We start from the raw sequence: 24,796 nt of genomic DNA on the forward strand, positions 1-24,796 counted from the left end.
CTTATGACAGCAACGCCCTGCGCGCCATTGTCGCCGATATGGGAGCTGAGGCCGTCATCCCCTGCAACCCGACCCGAAAGATCCTGATACCCTACGACTTCGAAGCCTATAAGGCGCGCAACCTGATCGAACGCTGCTTCAACAAGCTCGAGCACTTCAGACGCATAGCCACTCGATACGACCGGCGTGCCCTATGCTTCCTCAGTTTCGTCCAACTCGCTTGCGCAATGCTATGGATGCGGTGAATGTCGATTCAGCCTAGAGCAATTCCAGGAAAAGTGCGTATCGGTTTTCCGTCCGGAATTGCGTAAAAACAAATACTTAGAGCGGGGCAGCGATTCTATCAAAAGCTGAACCGCTCTAGGCGAGCAGGAATCCCAAGGTGATGACTAGCTGGGCGACGTAGTAAAGCGCCCAGACCGCGTAGCGCATCCAGATGCGATGCGGCGAGATGGCGGCAAGCAGGAACTGTTCGGTGGCGAGCAGCCCGTCCGACGCCATGAACAGAATGGCGCCGCCGATCACCAGGCTATTGCTGGTGGTGAGCGCCGATATCCCCATGGCGAGGATCGCGGCGACATAGACGCCGATCGGGAGACGCAAAGTAGGGCCGACACGGCGCCAGAGTGCAGCCAGCATGACGAGCGCGAATGCCGCCATCGCCAGCGCGATCGCCCCGCGCCATGACTCTGCGCCGAGCAGCCCCATCCCGCCGCCGCTGCGCAGGAACAGCGGGACATAAAGGATGTGCGCTGCGAAAAAACTACCCAACCCGCCGAGAAAGGCCTTTTCGCCGCCGCGCGACAGGAAGGCGTCGCCGACTGCACTCAGCGCCAGCGCCGCGACGAGCAGCCACGGCCCGCCTTGCATGAAGGCAAGCACCGCCAGCATCGCCACGGCAAGCGTCTTAGCCGCCGAGCGCGCGAGCCGCGGCGGCATGCCGAGCGTGAAGGCATAGATCACCGCCGCCACCAGCGAGAACACCAGTGTCGCATTGGCGTTGGCGTCGATGCCGCCGGGGAACGGCATCGTCATACGCTGGCCTCGCCTGCCGCCGGCTTGCGCATGAACAGCGATTTTGCCGCCAGTGCCGCGCCGCCGGTGATGAGCACGCAGGCGGCGAGGATACGCAGCGACGGCTCGGCGACGCCGGCCGCGATCAGCACCAGCGTCGACAAAAGCGGCGCGGCATAGCTTGCCGCCCCCAGCACCTGGATATTGCCGCGCTTGACGCCGATGTCCCAGGCATAGAAGGCCGCACCCACCGGCATCAGCCCGAGACCGATCACGGCCAGCCACTGGCCGGCGCCGTCAGGCAGCACTGTCTTTTCCAGCAAGAGGTGGCAGACCAGCGAAAGCGCCGAAGTCGCCGCGCAGAACCAGGTGACGATGCTGGTCGGTACCGACGGGAACCGCCGCGACAGCAGCGAATAGGCCGACCACAAAAGCGCGCAGACGCCGGCCATCGCATAGCCGAAAGCATAGCGCGCGTCGAAGGCGAGCCCGCCGCCCTTGGTGACGATGAGGACGGTGCCGGCAAGCCCCAGCAGCGCGCCGACGACATGGTTCCAGGCCAGCCGCTCGCCCGGCATCAGCGCCGAGCCGAGCACGATCAGCAGCGGCCACAGATAGGCGATCAGGCTCGCCTCCACCGCCGGCGCGTTGCGCAGCGCGGTGAAGTAGAAGAAGTGGTATCCGAACAGGCCCACAATGCCGATCACCCACACTTGCGGCGGGATTTTCTCGACCTTTCCGGAGGCCGGCATCACCATCCGCGCGCCCAGCCCGACGCAGGTGCCGATCGCGAAGGTGATGGCCGACAACAGGAAGGGCGGCACCTGCCCGGACGCGTCGGTGAGCAGCGCCAGCAGCGCCCACATGGCGACTGCCGAGAACCCGATCAGTGTTGCGCGCCCCATACCCCGTCTCCGGCGGCGCGCGACGGCGCCTAGTTGATTGCCTCGAACCGCCCGGCGCTGATGGTCAGTGTGCCGATCTGTGTGCCGACCGTGGCGCGGATCGGCGCATATACCCCGCTTTGGCCGACTGGCGCAAACGTCACCATCATCTTGCTGCGGTTCTTCAGGTAATTCAAAGCCTTGCGGCCTTTGCGATAACCCGCCACTGGCTCGAAGCCCATGCGGCAGGTCACCGTGTCACCTTTGTAGCCTTGCACCGAGATCGATCCCTTGGAGGCGTAGGTCAACGTCAGGTTAGCGCGCATCTCGCCGTCGTAGAATTTCACCGTGCGCCCGCAGACATTGTCGAGACTGTCGGCATGGATGACGGTGGCGGCCATCGGATCGAGCACCGATGTCAGGTCGCCGCTGCCCAGCGGCACCCAGCTTTTGGGATCGCGCTTGCCTGGCGCGGGGACGACTTTGGTGGCGGTGACGGCGCCATTGGCGAAGCGGATGTCGACCACCGATGCCTTCTTGCCCGACGTGTAATCGGCGCGGAAGGCCTGCGGCTGCATCTTCTTGCCGGAAATCGTGCCTTTCGACGAGATGGTGCCCTTCGTGTCGTCGAACAGCTTGGCAAGGCCCGCGGCGGAGACCGTGCCGTTGATCGAATAGGTATCGCCCTGATAGCTGCTTGAGAACGTCGCCCTGGCCACCGAAAGACCGAGGAACGACACCGTATATTCGCCCTTGAAGGACTGCGGCGCGGCTGCGGCGGCTGCATCAGGCAGGGCAATGGCAAGCAAGGCTGATAGGGCATATGACGAACGAAGCATGACGGCGGATCGATCCTCGATTTCAGCCGGAAGGCGGGCAACTTCAGGCTGGCATGTCCCTTTGCGACCGCTTATAGGCCAGAATCCGGCCTTTATATGAAACAGGCGCTGGGCATGCCGGAGCTTGACGCGCCAGCGAAATGCAACTATGGAACGCCAACTTTTTCCATAAGGCCGCCTGACCGAGACCGCGCGCCACCCGGCGCGGGTTGAATGGTTTGGTCAGACCGAGAACTGAAGGTTAGAACCATGTCCCGCACCTGCGAACTCACTGCCAAGGCCGTCATGACCGGCAACAATGTGAGCCACGCCAACAACAAGACCAAGCGCCGCTTCCTGCCGAACCTGGTCAATGTGACGCTGATTTCCGAAGTGCTGAACCAGAACGTGCGCCTGCGCGTTTCGGCCAACGCACTGCGTTCGGTCGAGCATCGCGGCGGCCTTGATGCGTTCCTGGCCAAGGCCGACGCCAAGGAATTGTCGCAGCGCGCCCGCCTGCTGAAGAAGCAGATCGCCAAGAAGCTCGCCGAGCAGCCGGCAGCCTGAGACGGTTTTCGGACGGAATACCGTCCGAGCCGTTGAGCCGAAAGGCGCGAAGCGGTTTTCGGCTAGACATCTGAGCAATGCAGCGCCGTCCGGATTGGGTGGCGCTTTGCTGGTTCCATTACCCAGGATAAAAAAATGAATTCCTTCTCGCGATACCTGCCCTTCGTGGCCGCCATGGCGCTTGTCGTCGTGGCGTCGAACATCCTCGTGCAGTTCCCGATGCAGGGCCAGATCGGCGGCCTGTCGCTGGCCGACATCCTGACCTGGGGAGCCTTCACCTATCCCTTCTCCTTCCTGGTCACCGACCTCGCCAATCGCCGCTACGGCCCGGTCGTGGCGCGCCGGATCGTCTTTGTCGGCTTCATGACGGCAGTGATCTGCTCGATCCTGATCCCGCCCTTCCTGTTCCGTCACGGCCTGATCGAGTTCGAGACCGCCGCCGACCGGCTGGTGCGCATCGCGGCGGCTTCCGGCGCGGCCTTCCTGACGGCGCAACTGCTCGACGTCACCGTGTTCAACCGGCTGCGCCGGCAGAGCTGGTGGCGCGCGCCGATCGTCGGCACGCTGGTCGGCTCGGTGTTCGACACCGTCGTGTTCTTCAGCGTCGCCTTCTCGGCTGCCTTCGCTTTTGCCGGCCCGAACGACAGTTTCGCGCTCGAAGCGGCGCCGCTGCTGGGCGTGCTGCCGGTCGAAACCATGCGCTGGGTATCCTGGGCAATGGGCGACCTCTCGGTGAAGCTGATCATCGCCGTGGTAGCGCTGATCCCCTACCGGCTGCTCGCCGCCCACTGGAGTCAACCGGCGCTGGCGACATAGCCATGATTCCAGAAAGTGGAAACAGGCCGTGATCCCCTGGGTCCAACTGGACTCGGCAAAGACGCCGGACGGCGGGCAAGAACTTCGCCTGAAGCGGCGCGGCACTGAATTCTCGATCATGCTCGGCACCAACGAGCTGATGAACAGCCGTCTCAGCGGCTCCGAGGAAGCACTGGCCAGTCTCTCCTGTGAAAAGATTGCCGGCCGCAAGCAGCCCAAAATTCTGATCGGCGGCCTTGGCATGGGCTTTACGCTGCGCGCCGCCCTTGCCGAACTCGGCGGCGATGCCAGCATCACCGTCGCCGAACTCGTTCCCGCAGTCGTCGCCTGGGCGCGCGGCCCGATGGCCGAAATCTTCAAGAACTGCCTCGACGATCCCCGCGTCACCATTTTGGAGGCCGAAGTCGGTCACATCATCAGCTCCGACCAGTCGGCCTGGGACGCCATCCTGCTCGATGTCGACAACGGCCCGGAAGGCATCGTCCATAAGGGCAACGACGCGCTCTATGGCGCGGCCGGCCTCGGTGCCGCCCGTGCCGCGCTCAAGCCCGGCGGCGTGCTGGCGGTGTGGTCGCAAGGGCCGGACAGCGGTTTTGCGCGCAGGCTCAAGCAGGCGGGCTTCGCGGTCGAGGAGGTCAACACCCGCGCCAACGGCAAGCGCGGCGCGCGCCACGTCATCTGGATCGCGACCAACGGGAAATAGGCCTGCTGGCTCGAAATCGCGGGCTCGTTTTGACCGGCGGCCTCAATCCTCGTGCAGAACAAATTCCAGATAGAGGTTGCGCTGCAGGATCGAATGGTTATCGTCTGACATCAGCGACACCATCAGCGCGCCGTCGTCACGGGTCCAGACATCCAGACCTTCCATATTGTCGATCTGGTAGCCCATGTCGGCTTCCAGCAGCACCGGCCCGTCGGCGACGGCGCCCTTCTCGACGCTCTCGCCATAGATGCGCCGCAGCCGCATCTTCACCCCGCCGGCCATCGAGAAGCTGCGCTCGAGCAGCAAAAGATCGCCGTCCGGCAGGAAGGCGCCGTCGGTGATGTCGAAATCGCCATTGCGCTTGACGGTGAAGACGCCCTTGTGTGGCCCTTCGATGATTGCCGCATAGATGTTGCCGGCCTTGTCGAGGCTCTTTTCCGACACCACCACCAGCCCACCCTCATGCTGACCATAAGGATGGGCGTGGGTGACCGTCTCGAAGCCGCGGTTCTGCCGCAACTCCTTGGCCGGAACCTGAAAATCCAATTGCTTGAACGGCGCCTTCATGCCGTCCGGATCGATCTTGAACTGGGCGACACGCTGGTTGCGTTCGAAGCCGACCGTGGCGATGCCGTCCTTGACCGCCAGGCCTTCGGCATCGACCTGCCACTTCTTGTCGATCGGCTGGCCTGCCTCATCGACCATCTGCTGCATGCGGAAATTCTGGATGCCCGAAGGACGCTTGTCGGCATCGTGGGTCACGCTGCCGAAGAACCAGAAGCCGGTGTCGGCGACGCCGATGAAGTCGCTGCCGGGTTTCAGGAAGCGAAAGGCCGACAGCGCGCCGAAATCGCGCGATGCCGAGGTCATTTCCAGTCCGCCGACGAATTCGAGCGGCCCGAACTGCTTGTCGTCATGGCCGATGCGGAATTGGCCTATCGGTCGCGCCGTGATTTCGACCGGCTCGACGGAGTCCGGGCCGGCGGCAACCGCTGGCGACAGCATGCCGGCCAGCATGCAAGCAGCAAAAATCGTGTGCCTGAGGCCCCCGCCCGAAAAGCTCATCCGGCGCGCCGCAGGCCGCCGCGGCGCGTCTCGCGTGCGCTTTCCTCGCCAAACAGAGAGGCAAGCTGCTCGGTCATGGCGCCGGCCAGTTCCTCGGCATCGACGATGGTGACGGCGCGCCTGTAGTAGCGGGTGACGTCGTGGCCGATGCCGATGGCCAAGAGTTCCACCGGCGAGCGCGTTTCGATCAGTTCGATGATGGCACGCAGATGCCGCTCAAGATAATTGCCTGGGTTGACCGACAGCGTCGAATCGTCGACCGGCGCGCCGTCCGAGATCATCATCAGGATTTTTCTCTGCTCCGGCCGGGCGATCAGACGGTTGTGCGCCCAAAGCAGCGCCTCGCCGTCGATGTTTTCCTTCAGCAGCCCCTCGCGCATCATCAGGCCGAGGTTGCGGCGCGCCCGCCGCCACGGATGGTCGGCGGATTTGTAGATGATGTGGCGCAGATCGTTGAGCCGGCCGGGATTCGGCGGCTTGCCGTCCTTCAGCCACTTCTCGCGCGCCTGCCCACCCTTCCAGGCGCGGGTGGTGAAGCCGAGAATCTCGACCGAGACGCCGCAGCGCTCCAGCGTGCGCGCAAGGATATCGGCGCAGGTGGCGGCGACGGTGATCGGCCGGCCACGCATCGAGCCCGAATTGTCGAGCACCAGCGTCACCACCGTGTCCCGGAATTTGGTGTCGCGCTCCTGCTTGAAAGACAGCGGCTGCATCGGGTCGATGACGACGCGCACCAGCCGGGCCGGATCGAGATAGCCCTCTTCGAGGTCGAAATCCCAGGAGCGGTTCTGCTGCGCCATCAGGCGGCGCTGCAGCCGGTTGGCCAGCCGGCCGACGACACCTGAAAGGTTCGCCAGTTGCTTGTCGAGGAAGGCGCGCAGCCGATCGAGTTCTTCCTCTTCGCAAAGCTCCTCGGCGCCAACAGTCTCGTCGAAGGCTGTCGTGAAAACCTTGTAGTCGATCTCTTTCGGCAGATTGGTAAAGGGATTGTCGTTGCGTCGAGCCTCGCCGGGCGTCTCCGCGTCGGAATCGTCCTCGTCGGAGAGATCGTCGGCGGTTGCGTCGGACGCCTCCGTCTCGGCCGACTGCTCATCGTCGGCCGACGCTTCGGCATCATCGGACTGCGACTGCTCGGAGCCGGAATCGTCCTCGCCGCCCTCCTCGCTTTGCTCTTCGCCTTGCGGCTGGTTATCGTCATTGTCCTCGGAGTCTTCGGTCTCCTGGTCGTCGCCGAGCTCCTCGGCCATTTCCATGGAAACCAGCATGTCGCGCACGACGCGGGCGAAGGCCTGCTGGTCGTCGAGCTTGGCCGACAGCCCGTCGAGGTCTGCGCTTGCTTTCTCCTCGACCCAGGGGCGCCAGAGGTCGACCAGCCGCTCGCCGCTCTTCGGCACGGCGCGGCCGGTCAGCTTCTCGCGAACCATCAGCGCCAGCGCCTCCTCGATCGGCGCGTCGGCCTTGTCTTTGACGTCGATGAGGTTGGCCCTGGCGTATTTGTCCTCAAGCATCGAGCCGATGTTGTCGGCGACGCCCTGCATGGCGCGGCTGCCGATCGCCTCGACGCGGGCCTGCTCGACCGCATCGTAGATCGAGCGCGCCAGCTTGCCTTCCGGCGCCAGCTTGCTGTGGATGCGTGCATCATGGCAGGCGCGCTTCAGCGCCATGGAATCGCCGAGACCGCGGGTGATCGCGATATCGGTCCTGGAGGCTTTCTTTGGCAGTTCGGGTAGGCGGGCGCGGCTGCCGGCAAGTGCGGGCCTGTCCTTGGCGAAGCCGACTTCGAGATCCTTGTCGCCGGCGATCGCGCGCATGCAGACGGTCACCGAGCGCTTGAAGCTGTCAGCTTCAGACCCCGTCTTCGACTTGTTGCGCGTGTTGTCGCCCGGACCCGCCATGGAGACTCTGTTTAGCCCAGCACCACATTGGCGGCCGATTCGGGCAAATCTTCGCCGAAGGCGCGCTGGTAGAACTCCGCGACCACCGAGCGCTCGAGTTCGTCGCATTTGTTGAGGAAGGTCAGCCGGAACGCCATGCCGATATCGCCGAAGATCTCGGCATTCTCGGCCCAGGTGATCACCGTGCGCGGGCTCATGACGGTCGACAGGTCGCCATTGATGAAGGCAGAGCGCGTCATGTCGGCGACGCGCACCATCTTGTTGACGATGTCCTTGCCCTTGCTGTCGCGATAGTGCTTGGCCTTGGCCAGCACGATGTTCACCTCATTGTCGTGCGGCAGATAATTCAGCGTGGTGACGATCGACCAGCGGTCCATCTGTGCCTGGTTGATCTGCTGGGTGCCGTGATAGAGGCCGGTGGTGTCGCCGAGCCCAACCGTGTTGGCGGTCGAGAACAGCCGAAAGGCCGGATGCGGGCGGATGACCCGGCTCTGGTCGAGCAGCGTCAGCCGGCCCGACGATTCCAGCACGCGCTGGATGACGAACATCACATCCGGACGGCCGGCATCATATTCGTCGAAGCACAACGCGACATTGTGCTGGTAGGCCCAGGGCAGGATGCCGTCGCGGAATTCGGTGATCTGCAGCCCGTCCTTGACGACGATGGCATCCTTGCCGACGAGGTCGATACGGCTGACATGGCTGTCGAGGTTGACGCGCACGCAGGGCCAGTTGAGGCGAGCGGCGACCTGTTCGATATGCGTCGACTTGCCGGTGCCGTGATAGCCCGACACCATGACGCGGCGGTTGTAGGCAAAGCCGGCCAGGATCGCCATCGTCGTGTTCTTGTCGAACAGATAGTCGGGATCAACGTCGGGCACATGCTCGCTGGTCACCGAATAGGCCGGTACCACCATCTTGGAGTCGAAGCCGAATTTGTCCTTCACCGACACCGTCGTGTCGGGCAGGTTGGCGATGTCGCGATCGACCTTGTTCATCTCTATCAACGTCTCCACGGGCGAAACGCCTGATTTCGCCGGCAATCGATTTTGTCCGGGGGCGGTCTTAGAGCCTTTTCCAACCTTATGAAAGTTGGAAAACGACACGAACCGTATGGTCGCTCAGCACAATCCCGCCTGCTTGAGCACGCGATAGGCCTGCAGCACATCGCGGAACCGGTCTTCCGAACCTCTGTCGCCGCCATTCGCATCCGGATGGTGGCGCTTCACCAGTTCCTTATAGCGTGCCTTGATATCCTTGCCAGTCGCCTTTGTATCAAGGCCAAGCGTTTCCAGTGCCTTGGCCTCAAGCGGCTTGGCCTTGCGCTCGCGCGCCTCGCGCGGATCCTTCGGACCTTTGAACAGGTCGAACGGATCGCGCATGCGGTTGTAGTAGCCGGCGCGGCCGGAACGCTGCTGGGCGAAGTCAGGCGAGGATCGCGTCGAAGCGCCATTGATGCCCATCTTCCACGTCGGCCGGTGGCCGGTCATCGCTTCCTTCTGGAAACGGGCTATCTCGCTGTCCGGCACGCCGGAGAAATAGTTGAAGCCCTTGTTGTACTCGCGCACATGATCGAAGCAGAACTGGAAATACTCGCCTTCCTTCATGCGTCCGACCGGCGCGCGATGGGTGCCGGCCTCCTTGCAACCGTCCCACTGGCAGATCGGCGAGCGCGACTTCAGCTCCGCGTCCTTCTCCGGCCGGATGCGGATCTTCTCAAAATATTTGGGATACGGTTTCATCTCACCCATTTATGGGCTGTTCGCTATTGCGAAACAAGAATTGACATTTCGGCGATCATCGCCCTAACCGCTGAATCGCGGCTTAAAGCGGGCAAATGACGAATTTTGCGGCGATGCCAGAGCATGATCCGAAAGTGGAATCCGGTTTTCGGAAAAGATCATGCTCGAACAAAATGATAGAGCCCCATCCCGTTTCCATCGGGATGGAACACGCTCTAGATGTGGTGAAGGGAAGTTCCGATGTCCATACAGGCGACGATGGAAGGCAAGCTGAACAAGGCGTTTTCGCCGGAACGGCTGGTCATTATCAACGAAAGCCATCTCCACGCCGGCCACCACCATCACGGCTCGGACCATCATGGCGCCTATTACGGTACCGGCGAGACGCATTTTCGCGTTCGCATCGTTTCGCCCGTCTTTGCCGGCATGAGCCGCATCGAGCGCCACCGCGCCGTCAACGAATTGCTGGCCGACGAACTGAAAGCCGGCGTCCACGCGTTGGCGATCGAACCGGCGGCACCCGGCGAACAGACGCGCTGGTAGGCACTGCCCGTCGACCGATGCCGCTCAACCCGGCTCCCTGGAAACGCCGCGGGGAAAAACGGTTAGATTACCGCTTCGATGAGAAACGGCCCGTGGCGCGATAGGGTGCTGTCCAGCAGGGCATCGAACCGCTCGCACGTGTCGGCGCGGGCCGCCTCCACGCCCATGCCCTTCGCCAGCGATACCCAGTCCAGCGCGGGCTGGTCGAGATCGAGCATACGCCTGGCATTCTCGCCGATCGCGCCCACCCCGACATTCTTCATCTCGCCATGCAGGATTGCGTAGGTCCGGTTGGAAAAGACGATCGTGACCACGTCGAGATTTTCCCGCGCCTGGGTCCACAAACCCTGCACGGTGTACATGCCGCTGCCGTCGGCTTGGAGATTGATCACCTTGCGATCGGGACACGCGATCGCTGCCCCTGTTGCCAACGGGATGCCTTCGCCGATCGATCCGCCTGTCGTCATCATGTAGTCGTGCGGCGCGGCAAAGGCCGACAGGGCGAAATAGCGCCGGGCCGACGTGACCGCCTCGTCGCAGACGATGGCATTGGCAGGAAGTTTCCGCGCCACTGAAAGGGCGATCGCATCGTCGGTCAGCTTGCCGCGCGGCACCGGCTCGTCGGGAAAGCCCGTTGCTGCGGAGAATTGCTGCGTCGACCTGATGCCGAGTTCGTCGCGAAGCGCCTCCAGTGCCGCCTTCAAATCCTCGCCGTGCGCTGCCAGCGAACGCACCTCGCAACCGTCTCGAACCAGCCGTCCCGGCTTTCCCGGATAGGCGAAGAAGGCAACAGGCTCCTTCGCCCCGACCAGGATCAGCACGTCGATATCGCTCAGCAGCGCCGTTGCGGCATCGATCGGATAGGGGATGCGCGTGGGCGCGACCCGCCCGCGACCGCGCTCCATCCGCGCCACCAGAACCTCGCTGAACAAGCGGACATCCTGCGCTGCCGAGATTTGACCGGCGATCGCCAGCGCGTCGGCTCGCGCCGCGCGTCCGCGAACGATGATACCGGCACGGCCTGGGGCGCCACGGATCGCCTCGGCTGCATTTTGCACAGCGCCCATATCGACGGTGGGCTGCGCGAGTTCCACCTTGCGGGCCGAAACCATAGGAGCCTCGCCCCATGCCGCGTCCGCCGGCAGGATCAGGGTAGCGATGCCCGGCGGTGAAAGGGAAGCGCGGAAGGCCGCCTCGGTGGCCGCCGCGACATCGGCGGGACCTTCGATACGGCGAACCCAGTTCGACATCGGCGAAGCGAGGCTCTCGATATCGCTGGTAAGCGGTGCATCGAGCGCCAGATGATAGGAGGCGTGCTCGCCGACAATGTTGATCATCGGGCTCAAGGCGCGCTTGGCGTTGTGGATGTTGGCCAATCCGTTGGCCAGTCCGGGCCCGGTGTGCAGCAGCGTCGCGGCCGGTCGATCGGTCATCCGCGCGTAACCGTCGGCTGCACCTGTCACCACGCCTTCGAAGAGGCCCAGCACGCAACGCATCTGCGGCTTACGGTCGAGTGCGGCAACGAAATGCATCTCCGATGTGCCGGGATTTGCGAAGCAGACCGTCACGCCATTTGCCAGAAGCACATCACACAGGACGTCGGCTCCGTTCATGAATCCCTCCCCGGTTGGCGCAGGACAATTGATCCTGCCAGCGCCCGCACGGCAATATCCCGCCATCAATTTTGGCGTGATCCACCATCTTCGCCGTCCGACATGGTCGCGCATCGCCGGATCGAAGGAACCGTCGGCGAGGCATCCCAGCCATTCAGATATGTTCCCCATCGCCTCAATGCCTGATTGCAGCCGTTCTCCTTTAGGAGAAGGGAACCACAACGCTCCTCCAACAGTTGAATACGCAGATGGTCCGTCCAGCAGCCAGTCGGGCGGCTCTGAGGGCGAAATATCATGCGCGAGAACCAGTCTGACGTTTTCGACCTGTTTTCTGAGATTTACACGAACGCAGCGCAGGAAGAGATCAGCATCCAGCAGTACCTTCTTGCCTGCCGGGAAGACAGGTCGATGTATGCCTCGGCACCCGAACGGATGGTCGAGGCGATCGGCGAGCCAAATCTTGTCGACACCAGCAAGGACGAGCGGCTTGGCCGCATTTTCTCAAACCGAACGGTCAAGGTTTATCCCTCCTTCTCCGACTTTTACGGCATGGAGGACACGATCGAGCGCATTGCGGGCTATTTCCGCTATGCCTCCCAAGGGCTGGAGGAGCGCAAGCAGATCCTCTACCTCCTCGGTCCGGTCGGCGGCGGCAAGTCGTCCCTTGCCGAACGGCTGAAGAAACTGATGGAGCAGCGCCCGATCTACACGCTGAAGGTCGGCAACCAGATCAGCCCGGTTTTCGAATCGCCGCTTGGCCTGTTTCATCCCGATCGCATGGGCGATCTGCTGGAGGACAAATATGGCATAGCGCGGCGGCGCCTCAACGGGCTCATCTCGCCCTGGGCATCCAAGCGCCTCGATGAATTGTCCGGCGATATCTCCAAGTTCAGCGTGGTCAAACTGGTGCCGTCGCGACTGCGCCAGATCGGCATTGCCAAGACCGAGCCAGGCGATGAGAACAATCAGGATGTCTCGGCCCTGGTCGGCAAGGTCGACATCAGGCAATTGGAAAATTTCAGTCAGTCCGACCCGGACGCCTATTCCTTTAGCGGCGGACTGAACCGGACCACGCAAGGCCTGCTCGAATTCGTCGAGATGTTCAAGGCGCCGATCAAGGTCCTGCATCCGCTGCTGACCGCGACCCAGGAAGGCAGCTACAACGGCACCGAAAATTTCGGCGCCTTTCCCTACCAGGGGATCATCGTCGCCCATTCCAACGAGTCGGAATGGCAGCAGTTCAAGAACAACAAGAACAACGAGGCCTTTCTCGACCGCATCCTCGTGGTCAAGGTGCCGTACTGCCTGCGCATCACCGAAGAGAGGCAGATCTATGAAAAGCTGCTGCGCGAGAGCGAGCTGGCAGCAAGCCCCTGTGCCCCTGAAGTGCTGGACATTCTAAGCCGCTTCACTGTTTCGACCCGCCTGGCGGAGCACTCCAACTCGCCGCTCTACACCAAAATGCGCGCCTATGACGGCGAGAACCTGAAGGAGGTCGACCCCAGGGCGAAGTCGGTACAGGAGTATCGCGACGCCGCCGGCGTCGATGAAGGCATGACGGGGGTCAGCACGCGCTTTGCTTTCAAGATCCTGTCGCAGACATTCAACTACGACACCAAGGAAGTGGCCGCCGATCCCGTGCATCTGATGTACATTCTGGAGGAGGCGATCAAGCGGGAGCAGTTCCCGAAGGAAACGGAAGCGGCCTATCTCGAATTCATCAAATCGGAGCTCGCCGCGCGTTACGCTGAGTTCATCGGCCACGAAATCCAGAAAGCCTATCTCGAATCCTACAGCGAGTATGGCCAGAACCTTTTCGACCGCTACATCGCCTATGCCGACGCCTGGATCGAGGACCAGGACTACAAGGACCCCGACACCGGCCAGATCCTCAACCGGGAGGTCCTGGACAACGAACTGTCCCAGGTCGAAAAGCCGGCAGGCATCGCCAATCCCAAGGACTTCCGCAACGAGGTGGTGAAGTTCACGCTGCGCGCCAGGGCAAAAAATCACGGCCGCAACCCGTCATGGACGAGTTACGAAAAACTGCGCGAGGTCATCGAGAAGCGGATGTTCGGGCAGGTCGAGGATCTCCTGCCGGTGATCAGCTTCGGCTCCAAGCAGGACAGCGTTACGGAAAAACGCCACAACGAATTTGTGCAGCGAATGGTCGAGCGCGGCTATACCGAACGGCAGGTGCGCCGGCTGGTGGACTGGTACATGCGGGTGAACAAGGCGGGTTGATAGGGCCCGGATGGTTCCATGCCGATCTTCATCGACCGTCGCCTGAACCCGAAGGACAAGAGCCTCGGCAATCGACAGCGCTTCCTAAGGCGTGCTCGCGAGGAATTGAAACGAAGCATCCGCGATCAGATCCGCAGCGGCAGGATCGCCGACGTGGATGCCGAGCACACCGTGCCCATGCCCGAAAGGGGAACGGCCGAGCCGAGCTTCAACGATGACAAGACCAGCGGCCGGCGCCAGCACATCCTTCCTGGCAACAGGCATTTTTCCCCTGGAGACCTGATCCCCAAGCCCGGTCAGGGCAGCGGCGCAGGGGCCCCGGGGAACAAGGTGTCGGAAGACGATTTTCGTTTCGTGCTGTCGCGCGAGGAGGTGCTCGAGCTCTTTTTCGAGGATCTCGAACTGCCCGACCTGGTCAAGCTCAATCTCAAGGAGATCCTTGCCTTCAAGCCGCGCAGGGCCGGCTTCGCCGCGACCGGTTCGCCGACCAACGTCAATGTCGGTCGCACCATGCGCAACAGCCACGGCCGGCGCATTGCGCTGAGGCGCCCGAAGCAGGCGGAACTGGATGCGATCCTCCAGGAAATCGCCACGCTTGAGTCGGCACCAGCCGGCGCGGCGACGCGCCAGCGCATTGCAGGATTGCGTGAGGAGCTTGACCGGCTGGAACGTCGGCGCAGGCGAATTGCCTTTGTTGATCCGGTCGATATCCGGTTCAACCGCTTCGACGCCCGGCCCATACCGAATGCCAAAGCCGTCATGTTCTGCCTGATGGACGTTTCCGGATCGATGGGCGAACGCGAGAAGGACCTGGCCAAACGTTTCTTCGTGCTGCTGCACCTGTTCTTGAAGCGGCGCTACGAACGCACGGAGATCGTCTTCATCCGCCACACGCACGAGGCGCACGAAGTGGATGAGGACACGTTCTTCTACAACACGCAGAGCGGCGGTACGATCGTCTCCACCGCGCTTGACGAAATGCACCGCATCATCGAACAGCGCTATCCGGCCAACGAGTGGAACATCTATGCCGCGCAGGCCTCGGACGGCGACAATTTCGCCACCGATTCCGAGCGATGCATAGAGTTTCTGGACCGCAGGCTTATGCGCCTTTGCCAGTACTTCGCCTATGTAGAGATCATCGACGAACGAGAAACCCATATATTCGGCGCCACCGAAAACGGGACGTCGCTTTGGCGCGCCTACAGCAGGGTCGACCTGAAATGGCCCAACTTCCAGATGAGCCGTATTGCCACTCCGGCAGATATATACCCGGTCTTTCGCCGGCTCTTCGCTAGGCAACCGGCTCCTGCCCGCAAGAGCGCCTGAGGAGGGCCGATGGCCAGACAAGCCACCAAACCGGGTCTGCTGTTTTCAGGATCCGACTGGGATTTTGGGAAATTGTCGCGGGCCCACGAGGCGATCGAGGCCCTCGCGATCGAAGAGCTGCATCTCGATACCTATCCGGTGCAGATGGAGATCATATCCTCTCAACAGATGCTCGACGCCTATTCATCGGTCGGCATGCCGCTGATGTATCGTCACTGGTCGTTCGGCAAGCATTTCCTCTACGAGGAACTGCTCTATCGCAAGGGCGGGCGCGGCTTGGCCTATGAACTCGTCATCAACTCAAACCCCTGCATCGTCTACCTGATGGAGGAAAACACCATGGCCTTGCAGGCTCTGGTGACGGCGCATGCGGCACTCGGACATAACCATTTCTTCAAGAACAATCATTTGTTCAGGCAATGGACGGATGCCGGGGCGATCCTGAGCTATCTGGACTTCGCCAAGGGCTACATAACCCGCTGCGAGGAGCGGCATGGCCTTGCCGCGGTGGAGGCGGTTCTCGACGCGGCGCATGCGCTGATGGAACAGGGCGTATTTCGCTATCGTCGTCCGCCGAAATTGTCCTCGGAACGGCAGCGCGAGGGACTGCGTGAGCGCCTGGAATACGAAGAGCGCTCCTACAACGATTTGTGGCGCACACTGCCGCCCACGCAGGGAAACAAGAAGATCGACGACAGGGACCGGGGCATGGCCGATCCGAAGAAATCGCTCAACCTGCCGGAGGAAAACCTGCTGTACTTCCTGGAAAAGAACAGTCTCGTCCTTGAGCCCTGGCAGCGCGAACTCATCAGGATCGTGCGTATCATTGCGCAGTATTTCTATCCGCAGCGCCAAACGCAGGTGATGAACGAGGGCTGTGCCACCTTCGTGCATTATACGCTCATGAACATGCTGTTCGACCGGGGCCAGATCAACGAAGGCGCCATGCTCGAAATCCTGCGCAACCATTCGAACGTGATCTTCCAGCCGGCCTTCGACGATCCGCGCTATTCCGGCGTCAATCCCTACGCGCTTGGCCTCGATATGATGCAGGACATACAGCGCATCGCGACCGAGCCGACGGCGGAGGATCGCGACTGGTTTCCCGACATCGCGGGCCACGGCGACTGGCGCGAGATCCTGCTCGACGCCTGGGCGAACCATCGCGACGAGTCCTTCATCCGCCAGTACCTCAGCCCAACCTTGATCCGGAAATGGCGGTTCTTTGTCCTTGGCGACGCAGCCGACGAACCGCATTATCAAGTCGCCTCGATCCACAACGAGCGTGGCTACAGGAAGATCCGCGCCGCGCTGGCTCACAGCTACGATGTCGGAGTAAACCGGCCCGACATCCAGGCCGTGGATGTCGACCTGCTTGGCGACCGGCATTTGCGGCTGCAGCACAAGGTCAAAGACGGCGTCGTCCTCGATGAGGCCAGCCGCGACGCGACGCTGCACCACATCCGAAAGCTCTGGGGCTACGAGGTCAGCCTGGCGGCGGTCGATGCCCAGACCGGTGCGACACTCAACGAGCGCTCGACCCGCCAGATCGCGGAGTGAGGCTTAGCATTGCGTCTGCTTCTGAGGCCTTCAATGGCATGGCTGGAGGCGACTTCCGGGCCAATCAGGCTTCGCCGGCAGGCTTGATCCTCAGCCTGGCGATCCGGTTCTTGTCGCGCTTCATGACGACGAAGCGCATGCCGTGGAAGGTGAAGGCCTGCTTCTCGTCGGGGATCGACTGCGTCTCGTGGATGACAAGGCCGGCAATGGTGGTGGCCTCTTCGTCCGGCAGGTTCCAGTCGAGTGCGCGGTTGAGGTCGCGGATCGGCACGGTGCCGTCGACGACGACGGAACCGTCGGCCTCCTGCTTGACGCCTTGGATCTCGATATCATGCTCGTCGGCGATCTCACCGACGATCTCCTCGATGATGTCCTCCAGCGTCACCAGCCCTTCGACCTCGCCATACTCATCGACGACGATGGCGAAATGCGCCTTGCGGCGCAAAAACGCGTTGAGCTGTTCCTGCAGCGTCGTGGTGTCGGGCACGAACCATGGTTTCGACGCGATCTTCATCACGTCGATCCTGGAAAAGTCGTTGCCGACCTCGTTGAGCGCCCTGAGCAGGTCCTTGGCATGCAGCACGCCAACAATGTTGTCGAGCGAGCCCTTCCACAAGGGCATGCGCGTGTGCGGGCTCTGAAGGATCTCGCGCACCACGGCTTCCGGCTGATTTTCGGCATTGACGGAGCGCATATTGGTGCGGTGGACCATGATGTCGGACACTTCGAGCTCCTCGAGGTCGAACAGGCCGCCGACACGGTCGCGATCCTCGCGCACAATCTGGCCGTCACGGCGGAAATCGTCGACCGCGCCACGCAATTCGTCATGGCTCGAACGCTGCGGCTCGATCGGCTGCAACTCGTAGCCAAAGAGGGCAAGCAAGCGCGTGCGCAAGAGAAGGACCAGCAGGCCAAGGCCGGCAAGGACGGCGGCGGCGATCCACCCGGGCTCGTTCATCATCCAGGTCGGCTTTCCTGACCCGGGTGGCTCTCTTTCAGGAACGACAAGACTTCCGAGGCCGGCACATCCCTGGCGATGAAGGACTGGCCGATGCCGCGCGTCAGGATGAAGGTCAGCGCGCCGCGCGACACTTTCTTGTCCTGAGTGATGAACGAAAACAGCGCTTCGGCGTCGGGCAGTTCGCCGGGAATGTCGGCCATGCGCCAGGGCAGGCCGACGGCGCTGAGATGCGCCTCGACGCGTGCCGCATCGTCCGGGCTCGCCAAATTGAGCCTCGAGGAAAAGCGATGCGCCAGCGCCATGCCGATGGCGACGCCCTCGCCATGGACGAGGCGGGCGCCGTCATAGCGGGTGGCAGCTTCGAGCGCGTGGCCGAACGTGTGGCCGAGATTGAGCAACGCGCGGTCGCCGGTCTCGAACTCGTCGCGCGCGACGACATCGGCCTTGGCGCGGCAGGCCTCGGCTATTGCCTTCGCCCGCGCCGGGCCACCGTCAAAGACCTCGCGCCAGTTTTCTTCCAGCCAGGCAAAGAAGGCCGGACGGTCGATCAATCCGTATTTGGCGAGCTCGGCATAGCCGGCGCGGAATTCCCGGATCGGCAGCGTGTCGAGCACCCCGGTGTCGGCGAGCACCAGCTTCGGCTGATGGAAAACGCCGACCAGGTTCTTGCCTCGTGCGCTGTTGATGCCGGTCTTGCCGCCGACCGAGGAATCGACCTGCGCCAGCAGTGACGTCGGGATCTGCACGAAATTCATGCCGCGCCGCACGATCCCGGCGGCAAAGCCGGCAAGGTCGCCGATGACGCCGCCGCCGAGCGCGATGACGACGTCGCCGCGCTCCAGCTTCGCGGCAAGCACGCCGTCCACCACCTCTTCGAGATGGGCAAAGCTCTTGATCTTTTCGCCGGCCGGAAGAGTGATGACGGCAGGCTGGATGCCGTCCTGCTTCAGGCCGGCCTTCAGAGTCTCGAGATGGGCAGCGGCGACATTGTCGTCGGTGACGACGGCCGCGCGCGTGCCGGGCAAGCGGCGCGAAATCTCGGCGCCCGCGCGCGACAAAAGGCCGGAGCCGATCAATATGTCGTAGGCACGCTCGCCGAGCCCGACCTCGACGGTGACTGTCTCCCCGATTGGCATATCGCCGCTCATGAACGCACCTCGCCACCCGCGACAATTTCAGCAACGCCGAAATGTCGGCAAAGCGCATTCACCACCTCGGCCGCGATGACCTCCTTGCGGTCGTCGCGGGTCGGCACGGTGACGTCGGATGTGGCGTAGACCGGATAGCGCTCGGTCATCAGCCGCTCGAGCACGGCGCGCGGATCGGGGTTCTTGAGCAGCGGCCGGTTCTGCTTCTTGGACACGCGCTCCATTAGAAGGTCGAGTTCGGCCTTCAGCCATACCGAGACGCCGTGGCCGGCGATCGCCTCGCGCGTCTGCGCATTCATGAAGGCGCCGCCGCCGGTCGACAGCACCTGCGGGCCGTTTTCCAGCAGGCGCAGGATGACACGCTGCTCCAGCGCGCGGAATTCCGTCTCGCCATAGCGCTCGAACAGCTCCGGCACGGTCATGCGCGAGACGCTTTCGATCTCCTGGTCGCTGTCGATGAAGGGCAGTGCCAGCATCGCCGCCACCTTGCGGCCGATCGCCGTCTTGCCGGCACCCATCAGGCCGACAAAGACGATCGAGCGCTTGCCCAGCCGCTCGAGCAGCTCGGCATGGCCTTCGCCTGGAGGATTTGCTGGCAACGCGTTCATGAGACCATGATGTTTCTAGGCCCTCTTTGCCGGCGTATCGACATCAAAAGCCTGTTTGCGTCAAGCAGGGGGCACGCGAGCTTCGTCCTTGAATTGGCCGGATTGGCGTCCCATAAGGGCACAGGGTTTGGAAATGCAGAACAAGAAGACGGGCGAAGATTGATGCCGACTCTGTTTCGCTTTGTCGTGACGGTGATGATTCTTGCCGGCATTGCCTATGGTACGATGTTTGCCCTGGCGATGTTCGTCGAACCGAAAAAGGCCGAGATGAGCGTGCGCATCCCGCCGGAAAAGCTGAATCCCAAGAAGAACTGATCAAAAAAGAAAAACTGATCCAGAAGAATGAACAGCGCGGCTCGCATCGAAGCCTTTCTCGAAATGATGAGCGCCGAGCGGGGTGCCGCCGAAAACACGCTCTCCTCCTATCGCCGCGACCTCGAGGACGCTTCGCAGGAGATAGACGGCGGGCTTGCCGGTGCCGGCGCCTCCGAAATCCGCTCCTATCTTGATGACATCGCCGAACGCGGCTTTGCGCCGACATCGCAGGCGCGAAAACTGTCGGCGATCCGCCAGTTCTTCAAGTTCCTCTACGCCGAAGGCCTGCGCGGCGACGACCCGACGGGCACGCTGGACAGTCCGAAGAAGGGCCGTCCGCTGCCGAAGACGATGAGCGAGGCCGAGACCGGCCGGCTGATCGACCGTGCGGCCCTGGAAGCAGGTGATACCTCGCAGAACGATGGCGACAGCCTGGCGGCTCTGCGCCTGCATGCCCTGGTCGAAGTGCTCTACGCCACCGGCCTGCGCGTATCCGAACTGGTCGGCTTGCCGGTGACGGTAGCCTTGCGCGACGACCGCTTCTTCATGGTGCGCGGCAAGGGCGACAAGGAGCGCATGGTGCCGCTGTCGGCCAAGGCGCGCACCGCGATGCGGGCCTGGCTCACCGCCAGAGCCACCGTGCCTGCTTTTGGCGACAGCATGTTCCTGTTTCCGGCCGCGTCCGACACCGGTCATCTCTCCCGGCAGGTGTTTGGCCGCGACCTGAAGGGGCTCGCCGCCAGGGCCGGCATCACCGCGGCGAAGATCTCGCCGCATGTGCTTCGCCATGCTTTCGCCAGCCATCTCTTGCAGAACGGCGCCGACCTCCGGGCGGTGCAGCAGTTGCTCGGCCATTCCGACATCTCGACCACGCAGATTTACACCCATGTGCTGGAGGAGCGGCTGGTGCGGCTGGTCAATGATCATCATCCGCTTGCCGACTAGGCCTCATATCGCTATGTGAGGGCGACGTTCCACCGCCCGGAGCCTCCGTTTTCGAGGGTTTCGCCAGCCATTGCCTTCCGAATTGCCGGTCCGCTCAAGAATGTACAATTACCTCGATTTCGAAAAGCCGGTGCAGGATCTCGAAGGCAAGATCCTTGAGCTGAAGAAGCTTGCCGAGAACGGCGAGGCCGTCGATGTCGGCGACGAGATCAGCCGGCTGGAGAAACGCTCGCGCGATGCACTGCGCGATGCCTACAAGGCACTGACGCCGTGGCAGAAGGTGCAGGTAGCGCGCCATCCCGACCGGCCGCATTGTGTCGACTACATCAAGGGCCTGCTCAGCGATTTCACGCCGCTGGCCGGCGACCGCAATTACGGTGAGGACCAGGCGATCGTCGGCGGCTTCGCCCGCTTTCGCGGCGAGCCGGTGGCGGTGCTCGGCCAGGAGAAGGGCTCGGACACGGCGAGCCGTCTCAAGCATAATTTCGGCTCGGTGCGCCCCGAAGGCTACCGCAAGGCGGTGCGGTTGATGGAGCTCGCCGACCGCTTCAAGATCCCGCTGTTGACCCTGGTCGACACCGCCGGTGCCTATCCCGGCGTCGGCGCCGAGGAACGCGGCCAGGCCGAAGCCATCGCCCGCTCGACCTCGGCCTGCCTTGGCCTCAAGGTGCCGTCGATCTCGGTCGTCATTGGCGAAGGCGGCTCTGGTGGCGCCATTGCCATCGCCACGGCCAACCGGGTCTACATGCTGGAGCACGCCATCTATTCGGTGATCTCGCCGGAAGGTGCGGCCTCGATCCTGTGGCGCGACACCACCCGCTCGAAGGATGCGGCGACCAACATGAAGATCACAGCCCAGGATCTTTACGAAATGAAGATCATCGACGCCATTGTCCCCGAACCGCTCGGCGGCGCCCATCGCGCCCCGGAAACGGTGATCGCCGCCACCGGCGACCTCATCGCCAGGACGATGAAGGACTTTGCCGGCGCCAACACCGATTTCCGCGAGCAGCGCCGCGAGAAATACCTGGCCATGGGCCGTAGCCTCTAGGCTGGGCCGGCAACACGCCGCAAAGTGGCGGAATTGCGCAATTTCGCCACAAAAATGCCGCCGCATTCGGGTCAATGAAATTGCCGTGAGGGGTGATCCGAAGCTTGCGGTAAGGATTTTTCAAGGTTAACGGGCTTACGGTCCGCTAATGTTTAGCGTGTGGGCCGGCGGGGCCGAAATCTGTCGCCCGAGAGAAAAGACGTAGCCGTACCCATGTTTGCCAAGCTTTCCCGCACTGGAGTCCTGATCGCCGCGATAGGCGTGGCCGGCTGCAACGATTCCTCGATGAAGGATTTCGCCCCGGAGGCCAACAAGCCGCTGCCGGACAAGATCCTGGCCGACATGAAGGCCAAGGGCATGGTCCGCACCTCCTCGGTGATGGCTCGTATCTTCAAGGAAGAGGGCAAACTGGAGATCTGGAAGGCCAAGACCAACGGCCGCTACGATCTGGTCGCCAGCTACGACATCTGCAAATGGTCGGGCAAGCTCGGGCCCAAATTCACCGAGGGCGATCGCCAGGCACCGGAAGGGTTCTACACGGTTCGTCCCCAGCAGATGAACCCGCGCTCGAATTACCATCTGTCCTTCAACGTCGGCTATCCCAACGCCTATGATCGCGCCAACGGCCGCACCGGCTCCAATTTGATGGTGCACGGCGCCTGCTCGTCCTCGGGCTGCTATTCGATGACGGACGCGCAGATCGAGCAGATCTATGCCTTCGGCCGCGACGCCTTCCAGGGCGGCCAGACCGAGTTCCAGATCGAGGCCTTTCCGTTCCGCATGACCCCCGCCAACATGGCGCGCTACCGCAACGACCCGAACTACGACTTCTGGAAGATGCTGAAGGTCGGCTACGACAATTTCGAGATCACCAAGGTGCCGCCGAAGGTCGACGTCTGCGAGAAGCGCTACGTCTTCAACCAGGTGGCTCCGGAAGGCACGACCTTCGATCCGACCGGGCCCTGCCCCGCCAGCACGCAGCCGGATTCGCTGAAGAGCGCCTACAACGCCTACCAGAGCACTTACGAAGCGGCGTTCAGCGGCGCGGTCAAGTCCAGCGTGCCGGCGCCCAAGCCGACGATTGCCGGCATCAAGGAAGCCAGCATCGTTTCCGACTGGTCGAAGCGCCGCGCCCGCGGCGAGCGCGTGCCGATCGATCCGCCGTCGCTCAACTCCAACGGTACGGTGACCGAGACGGCGCGCATGGGCCGCATCGATTCGCCAGCCGGCCGCAAGATGGCCGCGCTCGACGCGGAGAAGGCGGCCAAGAAGAAGGCCGAGGAGCAGCGGCTGGCAGCCATAGAGGCAGCGAAGGCTGCGAAAGAGGCCGCAAAGGCGCAGGCACTGGCCGAGAAAGAGGCCGAGAAGGCCGCGGCACAGCAGCCGGTCGCCACCGCGACCATCGCGCAGCCCGCCGAGGCCGCACCGGCAGAGACGCAGGCGGCTGACGCCGGCGACGGCACGGTGACGAAGCTGAAGAAGAAGCTGCTCGGCATGTTCGGCGGCTGAGGTTCCGCAGCATGATCCCGAAAAGTGGAAGCCGGTTTTCGGAAAAAGATCATGCTTGAACAACAAGATAGGCCCTTGGTCGATCCTGACGCTGTCTATGACCTCAAGGGGCTGAACTGCCCGCTTCCCGTGCTGAAGGCGAAGAAGCGGCTGGCCGCGATGCGGCCGGGCAGCCGGCTGTGGCTTGAGACCACCGACCCGCTGGCGGTCATCGACATTCCCGCCTTCTGCTCCGACGCCGGCCACCAGCTGATCGAAACGGCGGCGGTATCCGGCGGCCATCGTTTTCTGGTTGAGCGTGGCGGCACCGTGGAAATCTTGCGGTAATCTGCCACCTTCGCGAGCTAACGCCGCCCGGCGATGGCCAGCGGATTGTCTTCCAGCGCCGCGCGGTCGGGCGTGTCGATCGACGGCCGGTTGGTGAAGGCGGCAAACAGCCGGCGCACATAATCCTCCGGCATGTCGAGCGTGATCAGCACCAGCCTTGTGCCACGCTGGCCGTCGGGCCAGGACGACAGCCGCGCCGGCGGATGCAGGATCTTCTGCACGCCGTGCACGATCAGCGGCCGCGACGGGTCCTCCTGCAACTCGATGACGCCCTTCATGCGCAGCAGGCGCTCGCCATGCGTGGAACGCAACAGGTCGAGGAACATCTCGATCGCCGAAAACGGCACCGGACCGTCATGTACGAGCGAATAGGACCGCACACGTGAATCGTGGCGATGGCCGTGGTGATGGTCGTGATCGCCCTGATGGTGATCGCCATGATGGTGATCGCCATGATCATGGCCGGCTTCTTCGCCGAGCCAGCGCTGCACGTCGGCGGATTTCGTCGCCGGATTGTAGAGACCGCAGTCGAACAGCGCCGCCGCGCCCGTGCTCCTGTCGCCCGCCTCGAGCAGCGCCGCACCCGGATTGATCTGCCGCAGCCGGGTCCGCAAGGCATCGAGATCGCCTGATTCAGTCACCAGGTCGGTCTTGGTCAGCACGATGCGGTCGGCGACGGCCGCCTGTTTTACCGCCTCGACATGGGCATCGAGCGTCGCATTGCCGTTGACCGCGTCGACCAAAGTGATGACGCCGTCGAGCCGGAAAGCCTGGACCAGTGCCGGATGCGCCATGATCGATTGCAGCACCGGCGACGGGTCGGCGAGACCCGTTGTCTCGACGACGACGCGGGCCAGTTTGGCGATGCGGCCGGTCTGCAGCCGGTCGACGAGATCGGCCAGCGTGTCGACCAGTTCGCCGCGCACCGTGCAGCAGAGGCAGCCGTCGGAGAGCTGGATGATGCCGTCGGAGGCCTGCTCGACCAGCAGATGGTCGATCGCCACCTCGCCGAACTCGTTGATGATGACGGCGGTGTCGGCGAGCGTGGGATCCTTGAGCAGCCGGTTGAGCAGCGTCGTCTTGCCGGCGCCGAGGAAACCGGTGAGCACCGACACGGGGATAGGGAAGCCTGCCATTGC

The 24,796-nt window shown here is 62.9% G+C and carries 24 protein-coding genes and 1 pseudogene; 13 read left to right on the forward strand and 12 right to left on the reverse strand.

Going from position 1 to position 24,796, the window contains the following annotated elements; all coding sequences use genetic code 11:
- A pseudogene (locus tag AC04SI_RS21080) lies at positions 1-245 on the forward strand (IS5-like element ISNeu3 family transposase); the annotation flags it as partial.
- A 115-nt stretch (positions 246-360) separates the two neighbouring features.
- On the opposite strand, the gene AC04SI_RS21085 reads toward AC04SI_RS21080, so the two are convergent.
- Genes AC04SI_RS21085 through AC04SI_RS21095 form a run of 3 tightly spaced genes read right to left on the reverse strand, consistent with a single transcriptional unit; the run spans position 361 to position 2,737 of the window.
- Positions 361-1,035: a lysoplasmalogenase family protein gene (locus AC04SI_RS21085; RefSeq protein WP_404282207.1), complete on the reverse strand. Its 675-nt coding sequence runs from the start codon at positions 1,033-1,035 to the stop codon at positions 361-363.
- Positions 1,032-1,919 carry an aromatic amino acid exporter YddG gene (gene yddG / locus AC04SI_RS21090; RefSeq protein ID WP_404282209.1) on the reverse strand — a complete coding sequence of 296 codons (888 nt, stop codon included), beginning with the start codon at positions 1,917-1,919 and terminating at the stop codon, positions 1,032-1,034. The genes AC04SI_RS21085 and yddG overlap by 4 nt, the downstream gene beginning before the upstream one ends.
- A 29-nt stretch (positions 1,920-1,948) precedes the next feature.
- A complete protein-coding gene (locus tag AC04SI_RS21095; RefSeq protein ID WP_404282211.1) occupies positions 1,949-2,737 on the reverse strand; it encodes a DUF3108 domain-containing protein in 789 nt (262 codons plus the stop codon).
- A 249-nt stretch (positions 2,738-2,986) separates the two neighbouring features.
- Here AC04SI_RS21095 and rpmB point away from each other — a divergent pair, with 249 nt between their 5' ends.
- The 3 genes from rpmB (at position 2,987) to AC04SI_RS21110 (ending at position 4,802) form a co-directional block, all read left to right on the forward strand.
- The gene (rpmB, locus tag AC04SI_RS21100; protein ID WP_192182457.1) at positions 2,987-3,283 is read left to right on the forward strand and encodes a 50S ribosomal protein L28; all 297 of its coding nucleotides are present in this window, start codon (positions 2,987-2,989) and stop codon (positions 3,281-3,283) included.
- A gap of 135 nt (positions 3,284-3,418) precedes the next feature.
- A complete protein-coding gene (locus tag AC04SI_RS21105; protein WP_404282213.1) occupies positions 3,419-4,099 on the forward strand; it encodes a queuosine precursor transporter in 681 nt (226 codons plus the stop codon).
- A 28-nt stretch (positions 4,100-4,127) separates the two neighbouring features.
- Positions 4,128-4,802: a spermidine synthase family protein gene (locus AC04SI_RS21110; RefSeq protein ID WP_404282215.1), complete on the forward strand. Its 675-nt coding sequence runs from the start codon at positions 4,128-4,130 to the stop codon at positions 4,800-4,802.
- 42 nt (positions 4,803-4,844) lie between these two features.
- Here AC04SI_RS21110 and AC04SI_RS21115 read toward each other — a convergent pair whose 3' ends face one another.
- The 4 genes from AC04SI_RS21115 to AC04SI_RS21130 all read right to left on the reverse strand — a co-directional run bounded on the left by AC04SI_RS21115 (position 4,845) and on the right by AC04SI_RS21130 (position 9,513).
- Positions 4,845-5,867, reverse strand: coding sequence for an esterase-like activity of phytase family protein (locus tag AC04SI_RS21115; protein WP_404282217.1), 1,023 nt, complete (start codon positions 5,865-5,867; stop codon positions 4,845-4,847).
- Positions 5,864-7,762: a cobaltochelatase subunit CobT gene (gene cobT / locus AC04SI_RS21120; RefSeq protein ID WP_488474821.1), complete on the reverse strand. Its 1,899-nt coding sequence runs from the start codon at positions 7,760-7,762 to the stop codon at positions 5,864-5,866. The genes AC04SI_RS21115 and cobT overlap by 4 nt, the downstream gene beginning before the upstream one ends.
- Before the next feature lie 11 nt (positions 7,763-7,773).
- Positions 7,774-8,760 (reverse strand): cobaltochelatase subunit CobS, encoded by a 987-nt coding sequence (cobS, locus tag AC04SI_RS21125; protein WP_006200247.1) that lies wholly within the window; start codon positions 8,758-8,760, stop codon positions 7,774-7,776.
- 123 nt (positions 8,761-8,883) lie between these two features.
- Complete coding sequence (locus tag AC04SI_RS21130; RefSeq protein WP_040582048.1) at positions 8,884-9,513, reverse strand: J domain-containing protein; 630 nt, start codon at positions 9,511-9,513, stop codon at positions 8,884-8,886.
- A 231-nt stretch (positions 9,514-9,744) separates the two neighbouring features.
- Here AC04SI_RS21130 and AC04SI_RS21135 point away from each other — a divergent pair, with 231 nt between their 5' ends.
- Entirely contained in the window at positions 9,745-10,047 is a 303-nt protein-coding gene (locus AC04SI_RS21135; RefSeq protein ID WP_404282222.1) for a BolA family protein, read from the forward strand.
- Between the two features lie 62 nt (positions 10,048-10,109).
- On the opposite strand, the gene AC04SI_RS21140 is transcribed toward AC04SI_RS21135, so the two are convergent.
- Positions 10,110-11,660 carry an acetolactate synthase large subunit gene (locus AC04SI_RS21140; RefSeq protein ID WP_488474822.1) on the reverse strand — a complete coding sequence of 517 codons (1,551 nt, stop codon included), beginning with the start codon at positions 11,658-11,660 and terminating at the stop codon, positions 10,110-10,112.
- A 294-nt stretch (positions 11,661-11,954) separates the two neighbouring features.
- Between AC04SI_RS21140 and AC04SI_RS21145 the strand changes: the two genes are divergently transcribed.
- Genes AC04SI_RS21145 through AC04SI_RS21155 form a run of 3 tightly spaced genes read left to right on the forward strand, consistent with a single transcriptional unit; the run spans position 11,955 to position 16,793 of the window.
- Positions 11,955-13,904 (forward strand): PrkA family serine protein kinase, encoded by a 1,950-nt coding sequence (locus AC04SI_RS21145; RefSeq protein WP_404282224.1) that lies wholly within the window; start codon positions 11,955-11,957, stop codon positions 13,902-13,904.
- Between the two features lie 18 nt (positions 13,905-13,922).
- Positions 13,923-15,233 (forward strand): YeaH/YhbH family protein, encoded by a 1,311-nt coding sequence (locus AC04SI_RS21150; protein WP_404282226.1) that lies wholly within the window; start codon positions 13,923-13,925, stop codon positions 15,231-15,233.
- A 9-nt stretch (positions 15,234-15,242) separates the two neighbouring features.
- Entirely contained in the window at positions 15,243-16,793 is a 1,551-nt protein-coding gene (locus AC04SI_RS21155) for a SpoVR family protein (protein WP_404282228.1), read from the forward strand.
- 64 nt (positions 16,794-16,857) lie between these two features.
- Here the strand turns inward: AC04SI_RS21155 and AC04SI_RS21160 are convergent, their stop codons facing one another.
- Genes AC04SI_RS21160 through AC04SI_RS21170 form a run of 3 tightly spaced genes read right to left on the reverse strand, consistent with a single transcriptional unit; the run spans position 16,858 to position 19,510 of the window.
- Positions 16,858-17,751, reverse strand: coding sequence for an HlyC/CorC family transporter (locus AC04SI_RS21160; RefSeq protein ID WP_488474836.1), 894 nt, complete (start codon positions 17,749-17,751; stop codon positions 16,858-16,860).
- Positions 17,751-18,902 (reverse strand): 3-dehydroquinate synthase, encoded by a 1,152-nt coding sequence (gene aroB / locus AC04SI_RS21165; protein ID WP_404282230.1) that lies wholly within the window; start codon positions 18,900-18,902, stop codon positions 17,751-17,753. Before aroB ends, AC04SI_RS21160 begins: the two co-directional genes overlap by 1 nt.
- On the reverse strand, positions 18,899-19,510 hold the full coding sequence (locus tag AC04SI_RS21170; RefSeq protein ID WP_404282232.1) for a shikimate kinase: 612 nt from the start codon (positions 19,508-19,510) through the stop codon (positions 18,899-18,901). The genes aroB and AC04SI_RS21170 overlap by 4 nt, the downstream gene beginning before the upstream one ends.
- A gap of 162 nt (positions 19,511-19,672) precedes the next feature.
- On the opposite strand from AC04SI_RS21170, the gene AC04SI_RS21175 reads away from it, so the two are divergent.
- From AC04SI_RS21175 to AC04SI_RS21195, 5 genes are all read left to right on the forward strand, one after another.
- Positions 19,673-19,825, forward strand: a complete 153-nt coding sequence (locus tag AC04SI_RS21175) for a histidine kinase (RefSeq protein WP_404282349.1) — start codon at positions 19,673-19,675, stop codon at positions 19,823-19,825.
- 27 nt (positions 19,826-19,852) lie between these two features.
- Positions 19,853-20,770 carry a site-specific tyrosine recombinase XerD gene (locus AC04SI_RS21180; RefSeq protein WP_404282234.1) on the forward strand — a complete coding sequence of 306 codons (918 nt, stop codon included), beginning with the start codon at positions 19,853-19,855 and terminating at the stop codon, positions 20,768-20,770.
- Positions 20,771-20,870: 100 nt separating this feature from the next.
- Entirely contained in the window at positions 20,871-21,821 is a 951-nt protein-coding gene (locus AC04SI_RS21185; RefSeq protein WP_192182431.1) for an acetyl-CoA carboxylase carboxyltransferase subunit alpha, read from the forward strand.
- A gap of 213 nt (positions 21,822-22,034) precedes the next feature.
- Positions 22,035-23,330 carry a L,D-transpeptidase family protein gene (locus AC04SI_RS21190; RefSeq protein ID WP_488474823.1) on the forward strand — a complete coding sequence of 432 codons (1,296 nt, stop codon included), beginning with the start codon at positions 22,035-22,037 and terminating at the stop codon, positions 23,328-23,330.
- Between the two features lie 51 nt (positions 23,331-23,381).
- Positions 23,382-23,657: a sulfurtransferase TusA family protein gene (locus AC04SI_RS21195; RefSeq protein ID WP_404282238.1), complete on the forward strand. Its 276-nt coding sequence runs from the start codon at positions 23,382-23,384 to the stop codon at positions 23,655-23,657.
- A 17-nt stretch (positions 23,658-23,674) separates the two neighbouring features.
- Here AC04SI_RS21195 and AC04SI_RS21200 read toward each other — a convergent pair whose 3' ends face one another.
- Entirely contained in the window at positions 23,675-24,793 is a 1,119-nt protein-coding gene (locus AC04SI_RS21200) for a CobW family GTP-binding protein (protein ID WP_404282240.1), read from the reverse strand.
- Positions 24,794-24,796 lie beyond the last annotated feature (3 nt).

Source organism: Mesorhizobium sp. CNPSo 4689 (assembly GCF_057784325.1).